This is a genomic window from Bifidobacterium hapali, assembly GCF_002259755.1.
GTDB lineage: Bacteria > Actinomycetota > Actinomycetes > Actinomycetales > Bifidobacteriaceae > Bifidobacterium > Bifidobacterium hapali.
In genome coordinates, this window is record NZ_MWWY01000037.1 from 1 (window position 1) to 14345 (window position 14345).

11 protein-coding genes and 1 rRNA gene are annotated in these 14345 nt (G+C 55.9%); 4 read left to right on the top strand and 8 right to left on the bottom strand.

Annotated elements, in window-relative coordinates:
* The 7 genes from BHAP_RS09210 to BHAP_RS09240 all read right to left on the bottom strand — a co-directional run.
* A 16S ribosomal RNA gene (locus tag BHAP_RS09210) occupies positions 1 to 597 on the bottom strand; the annotation flags it as partial.
* A gap of 537 nt (positions 598 to 1134) precedes the next feature.
* Complete coding sequence (locus BHAP_RS09215) at positions 1135 to 3690, bottom strand: S9 family peptidase (RefSeq protein WP_094730412.1); 2556 nt, start codon at positions 3688 to 3690, stop codon at positions 1135 to 1137.
* Positions 3691 to 3803: 113 nt separating this feature from the next.
* Positions 3804 to 5030: an App1 family protein gene (locus BHAP_RS09220; RefSeq protein ID WP_244569380.1), complete on the bottom strand. Its 1227-nt coding sequence runs from the start codon at positions 5028 to 5030 to the stop codon at positions 3804 to 3806.
* A gap of 40 nt (positions 5031 to 5070) precedes the next feature.
* A complete protein-coding gene (gene gcvH / locus BHAP_RS09225) occupies positions 5071 to 5478 on the bottom strand; it encodes a glycine cleavage system protein GcvH (protein ID WP_094730413.1) in 408 nt (135 codons plus the stop codon).
* A 143-nt stretch (positions 5479 to 5621) separates the two neighbouring features.
* Complete coding sequence (nudC, locus tag BHAP_RS09230) at positions 5622 to 6731, bottom strand: NAD(+) diphosphatase (RefSeq protein WP_094730414.1); 1110 nt, start codon at positions 6729 to 6731, stop codon at positions 5622 to 5624.
* A 64-nt stretch (positions 6732 to 6795) separates the two neighbouring features.
* Positions 6796 to 7659: an alpha/beta fold hydrolase gene (locus BHAP_RS09235; RefSeq protein WP_094730415.1), complete on the bottom strand. Its 864-nt coding sequence runs from the start codon at positions 7657 to 7659 to the stop codon at positions 6796 to 6798.
* Positions 7660 to 7677: 18 nt separating this feature from the next.
* Positions 7678 to 8304 carry an NUDIX hydrolase family protein gene (locus BHAP_RS09240; protein ID WP_094730416.1) on the bottom strand — a complete coding sequence of 209 codons (627 nt, stop codon included), beginning with the start codon at positions 8302 to 8304 and terminating at the stop codon, positions 7678 to 7680.
* A 292-nt stretch (positions 8305 to 8596) separates the two neighbouring features.
* Here BHAP_RS09240 and trxA point away from each other — a divergent pair, with 292 nt between their 5' ends.
* A complete protein-coding gene (gene trxA / locus BHAP_RS09245) occupies positions 8597 to 8950 on the top strand; it encodes a thioredoxin (RefSeq protein WP_094730417.1) in 354 nt (117 codons plus the stop codon).
* Positions 8951 to 9218: 268 nt separating this feature from the next.
* On the opposite strand, the gene BHAP_RS09250 is transcribed toward trxA, so the two are convergent.
* The gene (locus BHAP_RS09250; RefSeq protein WP_338024697.1) at positions 9219 to 10451 is read right to left on the bottom strand and encodes an ROK family protein; all 1233 of its coding nucleotides are present in this window, start codon (positions 10449 to 10451) and stop codon (positions 9219 to 9221) included.
* A gap of 293 nt (positions 10452 to 10744) precedes the next feature.
* On the opposite strand from BHAP_RS09250, the gene BHAP_RS09255 reads away from it, so the two are divergent.
* From BHAP_RS09255 to BHAP_RS09265, 3 genes are all read left to right on the top strand, one after another.
* Positions 10745 to 11662 carry a DMT family transporter gene (locus tag BHAP_RS09255; RefSeq protein ID WP_094730418.1) on the top strand — a complete coding sequence of 306 codons (918 nt, stop codon included), beginning with the start codon at positions 10745 to 10747 and terminating at the stop codon, positions 11660 to 11662.
* Between the two features lie 134 nt (positions 11663 to 11796).
* The gene (gene zwf / locus BHAP_RS09260) at positions 11797 to 13356 is read left to right on the top strand and encodes a glucose-6-phosphate dehydrogenase (RefSeq protein ID WP_094730419.1); all 1560 of its coding nucleotides are present in this window, start codon (positions 11797 to 11799) and stop codon (positions 13354 to 13356) included.
* Positions 13353 to 14339: a glucose-6-phosphate dehydrogenase assembly protein OpcA gene (locus BHAP_RS09265; RefSeq protein WP_094730420.1), complete on the top strand. Its 987-nt coding sequence runs from the start codon at positions 13353 to 13355 to the stop codon at positions 14337 to 14339. Before zwf ends, BHAP_RS09265 begins: the two co-directional genes overlap by 4 nt.
* The last annotated feature ends 6 nt before the right edge of the window (positions 14340 to 14345 follow it).

Below are 14345 nucleotides of genomic sequence, written 5' to 3' on the forward strand. Positions count from 1 at the left end.
GATGGGCTTTCACACCAGACGCGACGAACCGCCTACGAGCTCTTTACGCCCAATAAATCCGGATAACGCTTGCACCCTACGTATTACCGCGGCTGCTGGNACGTAGTTAGCCGGTGCTTATTCACAAAGTACACTCAACAATAAAGCCTTGCTCCCTTGTAAAAGAGGTTTACAACCCGAAGGCCTCCATCCCTCACGCGGCGTCGCTGCATCAGGCTTGCGCCCATTGTGCAATATTCCCCACTGCTGCCTCCCGTAGGAGTCTGGGCCGTATCTCAGTCCCAATGTGGCCGGTCGCCCTCTCAGGCCGGCTACCCGTCAAAGCCACGGTAGGCCATCACCCCACCGTCAAGCTGATAGGACGCGACCCCATCCCATACCGCAAAAAAGCTTTCCCACAATCACATGCGATCATGTGGAACATTCAGTATTACCACCCGTTTCCAGGAGCTATCCCAAAGTACAGGGCAGGTCAGTCACGCATTACTCACCCGTTCGCCACTCTCACCCCAAGCAAGCTTGAGGATCCCGTTCGACTTGCATGTGTTAAGCACGCCGCCAGCGTTCATCCTGAGCCAGAATCGAACCCTCCACAAAAAAATGAAAAGACTCAACAAAGACTCTCAAAAACAAAAATTGACAATCGTCCTATAAGGAAGGACGTTCGCACAAAAACCCCAACCCCCATCAAACCCTCCCAGGTACTCCAACAAAACCATTGAAGCGGGAATTGGACTGGCAATCACAAACATAAAGAAGTAGTACAAACACGCTCTTGAGTTCTCAAACCACCACCACTCGACCAACTCTCAACCCTCAAGCAGAGAACCAATCGCTGACCGGCAGCGAGTAGATAACTTACACGACCACGAACACAAACGCAAATCAACACAACAAACAACACCCAAAAACGTTGCAAACACACGACTCCCTCGGCGTGTCGCAAACAGCGTTTCACACCCAACATAACCACCATAAACCACCAAAACAACCCACAGGTAAACAACAAACCACCAACACACGGCGTGTCGGCAGCCAAAACACCAACACAAAGGCTCCCCTAGCAAGGGGAGCCGAGATAAAACACTTAACGGCAACGTGCTAACAGGGGCCACACACCGCTCAATCCAACAATCAGTAGTGCACGCCCATTACTGATAGGCACCATGCGTTTTCGTAAGAGACTTCTTCCCACTGCTTGTATCGACCAGTCGTGCCTCCGTGCCCGGCTTCAACCTCGATTTTGACGATCGCATCCACGCCCGCAGCTTGCAAACGCGCTACCCATTTGAGCGGTTCGACAACCAACACGCGCGTATCGTTCATCGACGTAGTCACGAATATCTTCGGGAACACCGGCGCAACCGCACCACCAACACCAGAGACACCGCCAACACCAGCATTCCCAGCATCCGGTGCGTTCTCATACGGCGTATACGACTTCATGTAGCGATACACATCCGCATCATGCAACGGATCGCCCCACTCATCCCATTCGGTTACCGTTAACGGCAGCGACGGATCGAGAATCGACGTCAACGCATCCACAAATGGCACATCTGCTTCGATACCCGCGAATCGATCAGGCGCCATATTGGCCACTGCTCCCATCAGCAATCCACCAGCCGAACCACCGTTCGCTACAGTCCTGCGTCGGTCAGCTAATCCAGCTTCTTGCAATGCCACTGTCGCGTCAACGAAATCTTCAAACGAGTGTCGCTTATTCAGCCGCCGTCCCTGCTCATACCATGCGCGACCCATTTCGCCACCGCCGCGAATATGCGGCACCGCATACAGCACGCCGCGATCAAGCAAACTCAGTCGCGCCACTGAAAATCCTGGATCGGAACTGATCTCATACGCACCGTATCCGGTGATAAACATGGCCGAATGAGACACGGGCATGTCACGACGCCACGCGAGCGACACCGGAATCTGTTCGCCGTCGCGTGCGGTAATCCACACGCGACGTTCCATGTAGTTGCGCGGATCAAAATCGCCGAGTACGGCGGCGCGCTTGAGCAGTCGGTCTTCGCCAGTGCATGGGTTGATATCATGCAGCTCGCCGGGACGCGTATAGCTAGAGAACGAGTAACGCATGCGCGGCGCTTCGTATGAAGGATTGCCGCCAGAACCGATTGAGTACAGTCGTCGCGTTTCGCCGGGCAATAGATCGTCGGCGGCACCATCCCATGTATTCACCATACGCAGCGACTGCACATCAGCGTCACCAGCATCACCAGCATCACCATCAGCCGAAATACCATCCCCGCCAACAGCCGCGTGCGGATGCGGACCGGCAGCATCATCCACCGCATCATCGTCGTCAAGTGACGGTTCAACATCCCAATCATCATCCAACGCAGGCGGTACCAATTCGCGGAATGCCCACGGTCGGCCGGCGAGAAAATCAGCGGCAGCTTGTTCCTTGGTCATTACAGCCACGCGAGGAAGGCCGTCCGTACGATACGACAGCGCGACGAAATGCCGGTAAATCGCCAATCCCTCGATCGCCAACCCATGCGCACCCTGCACAATCGCCGGATTAACTGGGTTCACATACGCTTCACCAATGCGGCGAGCGCGAGCACCAGACTCAAACCGATCACCCTGTTCGCAACCATACGGTGAGCCGACAGCCACGCGCGTTCCCTCGCCAAGCTGATACGGCGGCTTGTGCGACCGCATGTCAATCACATCGATCTCAAAATTTGGATTCATCGCATTGTGATAGACGATTGCCAGCGGCACGTCCTCGCCGTGCTCTCCCGCACCCTCAAAACATGCGAAACTCACGTCGTATTCGATATCGGTCTGTCGCGGAATGAATACCGAAAACTCACCTTCGGGATTATCCATCGGCAGCATCCACACTTCGGTCGTAGTTTTGGACCCTGTACCGATCACGACGTGCCGCTCGTCGAAGCTCATGCCGACGCCGACCCAGAATCGTTCATCCGACTCGCGATACACCTCAACATCTTCAGCAACCGGCGTACCAACGTGATGCCGGCGCACCGCATATGGTCGCCACGCATCATCCACCATCACGTAGAACACCCACTGCCCGTCCGGCGTCAAACTTGCCCCGCCAATACCATCCAACGCATCCGGCAACTCCACGCCACTAGATAAATCGCGAATGCGAAAATCGTAACGTTCGTCACCACGCGTATCCACGCCGTACAGCATCCACCGGCCGTCGCGACTTAAGTCAAGTCCACCGAGTCGGAAGAAATCGTGACCTTCCGCTTCTCGGTTTGCGTCGAAAATAATTTCCTCGCCGGGCATGGAACCGGGTTGTGATGTTGCGTCAACGCTCGGCGGCTCCCAATCGTCCGCACTACGCACTGGCATGCGACATTGCAATCCGTACTGTTGACCGGTCAGCGTGCGTGAGAAATACCAGTAATCGTTGATGCGCGTCGGCACAGACATGTCAGTTTGCTGAATACGCGACTTCAGTTCGTCAAATAGCGTGGCGCGCAGTCCAGCAAGACCAGCCATGCGCGCGTCGCAGTATCGGTTTTGCGCAGCGACATAGTCACGCACTTGCGGCGAATCCTTGTCTCGCATCCACGCGTACGGATCGGTAAACGTATCGCCGTGGAACGTGCGCTGGAACGGTATACGCTGTGCGGTTGGCGGCTGCAGTGGCGCACTCTGCTCGGACATACTCTCGTCGGTCATGAGCGACCATTGTAGTGACCACCTGACACAAGCGAGTTGAATCGTTTCTCTCATGGACTGATATGGACTGAGAAACGTTCAACAGGCGACACGCAAGTTACGTTCGCACCAGATCAGATTGCGTGCTGCTTAAGATACGGCAACATTGTTTTCATCAGATTCGCACCCGTAGTTCCCGTGAATACTGGCACATCCGTAACTGGCATCGGCTGGGTTGACGTAGTGCCGACGACAGACGAAATCGGCGAGTATTCACGCGGTGACAGCTGACGGATACCGATTGCGATCACGCGGCCCGGATAGCGTCGTGTAATCGTTGCGTACGTTGTCGGATCTTTCTGACCGTCGTCACCGACGAGAATGAACTTCATGTCCGGAAAATCAGCCATCAACTGTTCAGCAAACTCGAGTTTGTGTTGCGGACCAGTTGGGACAAATGTTTTCGGACGCGGGTCGAGATCGCGCAGTAGCAGCGGACCTTCCGGAAATCCGTGGTCGATGATGAAGTGACGAATCGAACTTTCGACATTCCACGGGGATGTAGACAAGTAGAAAAATGGCGCATCTGGATACAAGTCAGCGAGCTTAGTAAACAGCACGCTCATGCCCGGCACAGACGCTTTTTTCTTCGGGTCAAGGAAAAGTAGATTGTACAGCGCTTTCCACAATGTGGGCGCCTGCGTGATCATGATGGTGTCGTCAACATCCGAAATAATGCCAACTTTGGCACGCGATGGAATCGTGAACAGATTCGATGACACCGGGCGACGATGCTCCACCTGATAGGTCACGCGATGCACGCCCGGTTCTAAGCGATGCTCAGCCACGAGGTCGAGATAGCCGCTCATGTCTGAAATCGCATATTCGCCAGCTGTGTCTCGCGCATGATCAAATCGATCGTAAATCTCTGATTGACCGACTTGCACAGTTTCCACCGGCATACCGTCGATCGCAATACGTACTTGACGATGCGGCGCAGGAATTGCCAGCATACCGCGAATACCACGTGTCAGTTCGCCGCTACGTGCGTGAACCGGCGCGTACACGGTGCGACAAATCAGTCGTGAATAGTTTTCCGTACCGTATCCAACATACGGTTCAACATTCGGATACCATCCCCAACCAGTTACGATCGGTGTCGAAAAACGCACCCACGCACTGAACATATGCGTGATCACACGACGGAACGTACGCACGAGTAACGGCTTATTTTCGATGCGCTCGTGCTTAGACGCGGCGTCGAACGTCGTGACGACCGTGCGCGCGGGAATCGGCACGGTTTCCATTTCATCGGCCGGCGTAGTGTCAGTATCCGCAGTATGCTGCTGTATCCTGCTCATAACCCCACTATACGGTGGTCAAATGACCGACCGTATCGGCTCAGCGGATGATCTTGGCGTATTCTTCAGCCGTAAGTAGGTCTGGTTCGTCATCATCGAGTTCGATTTTGAGCAGCCAACCTTCGCCGTACGGATCGTTCGTGATCACGCTCGGATCGTCACTCGCCTCATGATTGACGTATCGCACCGTGCCGGAAACCGGGCTGACCAGCGGCTGCACAGCTTTGGAAGACTCAAGTTCGACGATTTCGTCGCCAGATTCCACACGCTCACCGGGCTCAGGCAGATCAACGAACACAAGCTCGCCCATCTGCTCGGCTGCGTATTCAGTGATACCAACGATTGCCGGAGACGCAGATTCATCCACCCACGCATGCTCTTCAGAGTATGAGAGGTGGTCCGGAATATCGAGGTTTTCAGGAGTTTCTGCTTCGTTGTTGTCGCTCATAGTTCCCAATGTACTACAACCGTTGCCGTTCGATGCATGATGCTGAGAAGGGGGCCACGGGTTAGACTGTTCGTAAGTGTGACTACCCCTCAGACCGCTTCGCGGCCAGCTCCCCTAGCAAGGGGAGCCTAGAGGGGAACTTGTTACAGCTCGCGACCGTACCATTCTTCGATCATGTATCGTGCGATCGTCGCCTTGCCGGGCGCAACCATACGGCCGGAAATGAGCTCATTCGTGTACTCGTCACGCGTCACCCAACGAGCAGTCATCGTCTCTTCACCGTCCACATGCACGTCAGTGGTGACAGCCTGCGCTTTGAACGCCATCATCAGCGAAGCCGGGAAAGGCCACGGCTGCGAGCCGAGATACTTCACTGCACCGAGCGTTAACCCAACCTCTTCCTTAGCTTCGCGGCGCACCGCATGCTCAAGATTCTCGCCAGCTTCCACGAAACCAGCCGATACCGAGTACAGTCGCGCATCCTTCCACGCAACGTTATGCTGCACAAGCAGTCGATCATTACTGTCAACGATCGCTGTGATGACAGCCGGTTCGACACGCGGGAACAGCAGACGATGACCATCGCCATCGTTTGTGCAACGCTGTGCCCAGCCTGCCATCGCCGCTTCAACCGGCGCACCACACGTTGGACAGAACTGTTGGCGCGTATGCCAAATACTCAACGAAATCGCACTCGTAGCTTGACCAGCTTCACGCGGCGTCGCATGCGGTGCAAACCCTCGCAAATCAACCCAGTCAAACCTCGTAACCGCTTGTTCAAGCAGGCTCGGCCGAACAGCAGTGTGCGCCTGTGCGTCACTGTCATGCTCGTCAAACGCATCATCTGCACCAGTTAACGCTGCATCCGAAACATGCACCGAGCGTTGCGGCACGTTGCTACTCGCTTCGCTGATACGTGTAATATCAACCGCAATCACATGCTCATTACGCTCCCCGCCGTAACTGCCGAGAAACATGGCGACGACTTGCGGATGCGTAGCCAGATCACTGCGCACGTACGTGCCGGGAACGGTCGCCAGACGCATACGCACGTTCTCATAATCGACGATGCCACCCTGACCTTTCGGCACTGCAATGCGACCGTCACGCGTAAGAATAACTTTGGTGGACGGTTCGATGAGCAACGTGTCGATAAGTCCATCTTCGCTACGACGTTCAGTGTGATAGTCGATATCACCTTGTGCGAGCGGTAGGAATGGTAACGCCTGCGTTAATGCCAATGGTGAGAACATGAAACCGCTTCCTTTCGCTGTGCGGATATCCGTTTGTATGCCCGTCATATGTGCGCGCTATTCGTTATTGTGCTCGTCCCATCAGCGCTGTCAGTGCTGTCGCAACTTGCGCGGGATGTTCTACCGCGCTGAAATGACCACAATCATTGATGAGTGTGTACGCAACATGCGTGTTAGTCATCGCGCTGGCGATCGTACGCATCCGCGACTCGTCCGCAAACGGATCTTTGTCACCACAAATTACAGCCGCTGGAGCACTAATCAGCGGCAACTGATCGTTCAAATCAGGCCGTCCTGCAGCCATACGCTGACGCCACGCGATACCCTCCGGCTTTTGATCGAGAATCCAACGTGTGAACAGTGCTTTGCCAGCCGCCGACTGTTTGAAACTCGAATCTGACGGATTCGCATCAGCAAAATGCATCACCGGATCTACAGAACGCTCATTTTCGCATTGCTCAGCCACGTGCACACGATTTGCGCGCTGTTCGCGCGTATCCGCATCCCCCTTAGTGTCACACATTGCAAATCCCGCAACAGCATCTGGATGCCGACGCTGAATGTCGAGAATCACATAGCCGCCCATCGATAATCCAGCCCATACCGCACGCTCGTATCCGGCCGCATGCAACACATCAACATACGCGTCGGCCAGCAAATCCAACGCGTGCTCGTACGCACCGTCAGCGGCGCGTCCACCAGACTCAGCGTCACTCACTACCGGCGCATCCCCCGCCCCCGGCATATCCGGAGCCCAGATCGCAAACTGCGGCAAACCGGCTTCGTCAGACTGCCGGATAATCTCAGCCGCACAGTCATCCCACATGCGATGGTCCACTGGAAACGCGTGGACGAGCACCAACGGCACAGTGTGGCCGTCACCGTCGCGGTACACGGTATTCTTTAAGTTTTTCAGCTCAATCGTCATGATTCACGCACCCTAAGCTCAATCGCCAAGCCACGCCAACGCACGGCGCACAATATCGCCGTGACCGTTGACCATCTGCGCAATAAACGTATCCATCAGCTCGCTATGCGGGTCCACCCACTCCACGTCAAGCGTCTCATCTTGCGGTTTGCAATCACCGGCAATCGGCACCACATAGCACAATGCAATCGCATGTTGGCGAGGATCGTAATACTCACTCATACCGGGCGTCGGGAAAAACTCAGCGACGCAGCACGGCTGCAAACTTTGCGGCAACACTGGCAACGCAATATCGCCCAAATCCTTAGCCACATTGCGAGCAATCGCCTCGCGCAACGTCTCATGGAACAAGACACGACCGGTAATCAGCGTGCGTTCAATCGACCCGTCATCGGCCACGCGCAGCAATGAACCAACCTGCGACACGCGCCCAAGCTCGTCAGTGCGCACCGGCACAACCTCCACATACGCGATCGGCATCTGCCGACGCGCGCGGTTAATATCAGCCGGACCAAGCCATCCCGGAGGATTGCCATGACCGGTGCCGCGGATGAAATCCTCAGGCGTAATATTGTCGAACTCGCCGCGGCGACGACCCGCGTCGAAATCACCCTCGTCGGGCACTTCATCATTCAAGACTGGCATACGTCCCATTATCGCCCCGGGCCTGTAACGGGGAGCGTGCGACACTCACGGAATGAATCGCTGAATCTGTGCGGTTTTATGCACACGGCTAGGTTCTGTAGGCATGCTCAAGGCGCGCGGATTTGGCTCACAGGGGAAGATGTTGGCCGTTCCTGCGATGCTAGGGTTCAACTATGGTCGGTTATGGTCAGTCGTACGATCGTCGATTAACGGCGGATTCGTCGCATAACGGCAGACTGTAGACAGACTGTAGTGCGAACGACTACGAAGAACATGAAGGGAAGGATCGAGCATGGCAACCGTCACGCTGAATACGCAAGATTTTGAGAAGACGCTCAACGATAACGAGCTGGTATTCGTTGATTTCTGGGCAACATGGTGCGGACCGTGCCGTGCATTTGGTCCGATTTTTGAGCAGGCCAGCAACGAAAACCCGGATATTGTGTTCGGCAAGGTCGATATTGATGAAAATCAGGATCTAGCTGTGGCTGCTGGTATTCAAGCAGTGCCGACACTGCTCATCGCCAAGAAGGGTCAGGTTGTGTTCAAGCAGGCCGGCGCGCTGCGCGCATCCGATCTCGATGACCTGATCAAGCAGGCCAAGTCGCTCGACGTGGACGCTGGCGACACCCAGCTGTCCGAGTGATTCATTCTTGGCTCGCCTTGCTAGGGGAGCTGTCAGCGTAGCTGACTGAGGGGTAGTAACACCTTTGGAACGTTTACCACGTGTAACTACCCCTCAGGCCGCTTCGCGGCCAGCTCCCCTGCAATTATGGCCGTGTTACGCACGCGTTTTGCTGGCTCGCCTGTCGGCGAGCACGTTGCCTACAAACAGCTCTGCTGTTTGCTCAACGGCAACGTCCTAGCAAGGGGAGCCACGAAATTTTTTGACGCTGTGTATACACCACCGCAGCTCATTCTTCAGTCACGAATCGCATTGGATCGCGTACCAGTCGGCGCAATCCCTCCACCGCGGCACCGTACATCGAAGGATGCACGGTCACCGGAGGAAACATCAGTCGCACACGCACCGCATCTCGTGCCAAAATCTGCGACTGTACGCGCCGCTCAAGATCAGCTCGTAAATCGTCACCAAATCCGCTCCACAAGCCGCCGATCATCACATTACTGACGTCGATCACATTCACCGTCGATGCAATCGCCGCAGCCAACGCAGCTTTCACTTCTTCTACCGCGAGCGCCGCCCGAGTATCCCCCGCACGCCACGTCGCAACCAACTGTTCTAACAGATCAGTACGCGTCGCATTCGCTGCGTCCGCAAGTCCAGCCGCGATCATCACTGCACGTCGACCAGCCACCGTCTCCAAGCAACCGTGACGACCGCAACGGCACAGCGTTCCGCGCATATCCACGCACATGTGACCGATTTCTCCAGCGAATCCGTGATCGCCGCGCACCACTTGCCCTTCGCGCACGTACGCACCGCCGATACCAATATCAGTCGACACATACAGGAATGAATCGTACGACCCAATAGGCCACTGCTCAGCCGTACGCTGCGCTGCAAAGCCCGGAATTTGCGCGATCGCGGCCAGTGCCGCCTCGTTGTCGGCACTTGCGTTCAATCTCGACACCACCGCATACTGGTTGAGATTAATGTCGTGCCACCCAAAATTGCGCGCTACAAGTAAACGATTGCCGTTCGATACCAAACCGGGCAGCGCGAGGCACGAACCGGTCACAGTGTAACCGGTTTCACTCAGCCGTTGCTCAACGGACTGCATCATCTGATCAAGCTCAGCGAAAATCTCGTTCGGATCAACGTCATCCATCGCACGCTCATGCCAGTCGCTCATCACCACCGAACCGTCGAGATCGAGCACAGTATAGCCAAGTCCGTCAGTGTTGAGCTGCATGCCGATGCCAGCCCAACGTCCGGAACGAAACGCGAGCGGCGTACTCGGCCGGCCGTACGTGGTGCCGGACGCCGGTTCGAGCTGGCAAATAATTTCGTTGCGTAGCAAAATGTCACTCAACAGTGACAGCGTTGCTTTCGTTAAACCAGTTTGTTTAGCGAGCGCGGCACGGCTTAATGGCGCGTGCGATCGGGACATGGTGGCAAGAACCACGGATAGATTGTGATTGCGTAGATCGTCCTGATTAATACTTCTGGATGCCGGCATCATGTCACCTCCCTGATGAGTTACGGTTTTCGTACGAATTACGTACCGGATCCGTGTTGCGTGGCGGATGCGTATCCTTTTGCCGTATCCATGATCTTACCGTGATTGGCTGCGGGTTGCGCGCGTTCCGCACAATTACCGGCACGCCCGGCTGTGCGGATTATCGTACATCGCATTAGACTGTTGCCCGGTTTGTCGGGACATCGTTGGCTTACGAACCCACCGGTCAGCTACTCAACCAATCTACTGCAATCAGTAAGCAGTCAGTCAGCAGTCAGTCAAAGGAGTCGCAAATAATGACACGCAAAGTTACGCTTTCTCCCACCGTTGGCAAGCTGATGTTGCTTGCGTGCGCGATGCTGTGGGGCGGCAGCTATCCGACTGCGAAAGTTGCGATGAGTGTCGTCACACCGCAGTGGCTGATGGCGATTCGTTTGCTTGCTGCCGCTTCGATTATGCTCATACTGTTTCGTAAGCAAATCGTGCCGTATCTCAATCGCCGCCTTATTGTACCGGGATTGCTTGTTGGACTGACATATTGGGGTACGATGGTGTCACAAATGACCGGTTTGACGATGATTGAGCCTGGTCGTAGCGCGTTTTTGACGGCAGCATACTGTGTGATTGTGCCGTTTACGTCGTGGCTGCTCATGAAACAGCGGCCGACTGCGCGCAATCTGTTGGCAGCAGCATTGTGCTTAACTGGCGTGGGATTTGTGTCGCTGAGTTCTGGACTTGGTGGACTGTCGATTAGTGTCGGCGACTTGCTGACGTTGCTGTGCGCGTTCGTGTTTTCGTTTAATCTGGTGTGGCTTGGCAAATTCGGCCAGCAGATTCACCCGGTTGCTTTGACGTTTAGTCAATTTGTGGTTGCTGGCGTGTGCTGTTTGGTGGGAGCATTACTGACTGAACCGGCGCCGACTTCTGCTTGGCTGCAACCGGATGTGCTCGCATGCTTGGTGTATCTGTTTTTCGGTGCGACGATGATCGCTCAGATTATGCAAAATGTAGGACTTAAGGTGACGCCTCCTTCGCAAGCATCGCTCATTATGTGCTTGGAGACAGTATTTAGTCTGCTGTTTTCGGTGTTATTTTACGGCGAACGCGTTGAGGCTGCGGCTGGAGTAGGATTTGCGCTGATTTTTGCGGCGATTGTGTGTTCGCAGATTCGCTTTGGCGGGCGGATAATGGAGCGACTGTCTCGCCGCAGGTAAATAGGCTGTAGATAAATAGCTCCCCTTGTCAGAGTAGACACGACATCGTCAACGAACTTCTGACGTAGGATGTGAGATTCGCTACTCTCGAAATATTCCCGTCTCCGGCGCGCGGTCCCACTAGGATGGGTTGTATGAACGATTCACTACCTACCACCGGCACCACCGCCGACTGGGTCAATCCCCTGCGTGACCCGCGCGATCTGCGTTTACCACGCATCGCCGGCCCATGCAGCATCGTGATCTTCGGCGTGACTGGCGATCTGTCACGCAAGAAGTTACTACCTGCAATCTACGATCTTGCCAACCGCGGTCTGTTGCCGCCAAGCTTCGGCCTGACTGGTTTCGCGCGCCGCGATTGGACCGAAGATCATTTCAAAGATTTCGTACGCGAAAACGTGATGGCTCACTGCCGTACTCCGTTCAAGGAGTCCACGTGGACGCAGCTTGCAGCAGGCATCCGCTTCGTGCAAGGTACTTTTGACGATCCGAAGGCGTTCGAACGTCTGTCGAATACGGTTGCCGAGCTCGACCGCGATCGTGGCACGCGTGGTAATCATGCGTTCTACATGTCCGTGCCACCGAGCGCGTTCCCGATCGTCTCTCGTCAACTCGCCGACTGCGGTTTGTCGCGTTCCTCCGAAGGCGCATGGCGGCGTGTGATCATCGAAAAACCGTTCGGTCACGATCTGGCGAGCGCTAAAGAACTCGATCACGTTGTTTCCGAAGTATTCGACCCGTCGAGTGTGTTCCGTATCGACCACTATCTCGGCAAGGAAACCGTGCAAAATATTCTTGCACTGCGATTTGCGAACGCAATGTACGAGCCGATCTGGAACGCGAACTACGTCGATCACGTGCAGATTACGATGGCCGAAGACATTGGTGTCGCAGGTCGTGCCGGCTACTATGACGGCATCGGTGCAGCGCGTGACGTGATTCAAAATCACCTGCTGCAGCTGCTCGCGCTCACTGCAATGGAGGAACCGGTCTCGTTTTCGGCGGCCGACCTGATTGCTGAGAAAACGAAGATCCTGTCGGCGGTACGTTTGCCGAAAGATTTGGCAGCGCATACCGCGCGCGGCCAGTATGCGGCTGGCTGGCAGGGTTCACATGAGGTCGTCGGCTACTTGGAAGAAAAGGGCATCGATCCGGCGTCCACAACCGAAACATATGCGGCGATTCGGCTTGATCTCGATACGCGGCGCTGGGCTGGTGTGCCGTTCTATCTGCGTACCGGCAAGCGGCTCGGCAAGCGCGTGACTGAAATCGCGGTCGTGTTCAAGCGCGCGCCGCACCTACCGTTCGAGTCGACGGCGACGCGTGAACTTGGCAAGAACGCGATCGTGATTCGCGTGCAGCCTGATGAGGGTGTAACGATGCGTTTCGGCGCGAAAGTACCGGGCGGCACGTCGATGGAAGTGCGTGACGTGTCAATGGACTTCAGCTACGGTCGTTCGTTCACTGAATCGTCGCCGGAAGCCTATGAACGACTGATTCTGGACGTGTTGCTTGGCGACCCGCCACTGTTCCCGACGACGCGCGAAGTCGATTTGAGTTGGGAAATTCTCGATCCGATCGAAGAATTCTGGTCAACGCTTGGCCAGCCGCAACCGTATCGGGCCGGCACGTGGGGACCTGAAGAGGCGGACGAAATGCTCGCCCGCGATGGACGCCTGTGGAGGATGCCATGATCATTGATATGCCGAACACGCGAACCCGCGAAATTTCGCGCAAAATCGACGAACTACACGAAGAGCGCGGCGAATCTGCAACCGGCCGCGTGTTGACACTGCTGATTTCCACGAATGAGGATGAGCTTGAGCATGCACTTGAGCTCGCAAATGCGGCAAGCCGTGAGCATCCGTGTCGTGTGATTGCGATCAGTCCGAAGCATGGTGCGGCTGCTCTCGGCGGGCAGAAGCGTGCTGTGGCGGAGAATGATGCCGACGCGGCCGATGAAGCCTCGAACTTGGATGCGCAAGTGCGTTTCGGTGCTGACGCTGGCGCGGGTGAAATCATTGTGCTGCATCCACGCGGCGGACTCGTCCACCATCCGGACACATTGGTGATTCCACTGCTCGTGCCAGATGCGCCGGTCGTAGCGTGGTGGCCGACCGAAGCGCCAGCGAATCCGTCGAAAGATCTGCTCGGTGCGATGGCTCGCACGCGTATCACCGACGCGATGCGCTCATCGAACCCATATCGCACGATCGCAGATCTGCGTCGCAACCGTTCGTCCAAAAACGTGGATCTGTCGTGGACACGTCTGACTGTCTGGCGTGCGATGCTAGCCACTATGCTCGACCAGCCACCGCACCTTCCGATCAGCACCGTGCGTGTGACCGGACCGAAGGGCTTCCTGCCAATGGACATGCTCGCCGCATGGTTGCGTCTGCGACTCAACGTGCCAGTGTCCATCGAGGACGTGCCAGATGCGACCGCCGTGACAGGCGTGTATTTGACCCGCTCTGACGGCGTGCTCAGTTTGGAACGTCCCGACGCGGACGGCGGCGTCGCGGTGATCAGCATGCCGGGTGCCTCGCCGCAGACGATCAGTGTGCCGGCCCGTACGCTTGAGGAATGCTTGAGCGAGGAATTGCGCCGACTCAACCCTGACGAGGTCTATGCCGAGGTCATCGGCCGCGGTTGGGATCTCATCCATCCCACCGACTGATATTCC

Bases quoted from the DNA above. Each gene is read 5' to 3' on its own strand.
- BHAP_RS09220 (WP_244569380.1), bottom strand. From the start codon at position 5,030: ATGAGCAGGATACAGCAGCATACTGCGGATACTGACACTACGCCGGCC.
- BHAP_RS09265 (WP_094730420.1), top strand. From the start codon at position 13,353: ATGATCATTGATATGCCGAACACGCGAACCCGCGAAATTTCGCGCAAA.
- BHAP_RS09250 (WP_338024697.1), bottom strand. From the start codon at position 10,451: ATGATGCCGGCATCCAGAAGTATTAATCAGGACGATCTACGCAATCAC.
- BHAP_RS09235 (WP_094730415.1), bottom strand. From the start codon at position 7,659: ATGACGATTGAGCTGAAAAACTTAAAGAATACCGTGTACCGCGACGGT.
- BHAP_RS09215 (WP_094730412.1), bottom strand. From the start codon at position 3,690: ATGACCGACGAGAGTATGTCCGAGCAGAGTGCGCCACTGCAGCCGCCA.
- BHAP_RS09240 (WP_094730416.1), bottom strand. From the start codon at position 8,304: ATGCCAGTCTTGAATGATGAAGTGCCCGACGAGGGTGATTTCGACGCG.
- nudC (WP_094730414.1), bottom strand. From the start codon at position 6,731: ATGTTCTCACCATTGGCATTAACGCAGGCGTTACCATTCCTACCGCTC.
- BHAP_RS09255 (WP_094730418.1), top strand. From the start codon at position 10,745: ATGACACGCAAAGTTACGCTTTCTCCCACCGTTGGCAAGCTGATGTTG.
- trxA (WP_094730417.1), top strand. From the start codon at position 8,597: ATGGCAACCGTCACGCTGAATACGCAAGATTTTGAGAAGACGCTCAAC.
- zwf (WP_094730419.1), top strand. From the start codon at position 11,797: ATGAACGATTCACTACCTACCACCGGCACCACCGCCGACTGGGTCAAT.
- gcvH (WP_094730413.1), bottom strand. From the start codon at position 5,478: ATGAGCGACAACAACGAAGCAGAAACTCCTGAAAACCTCGATATTCCG.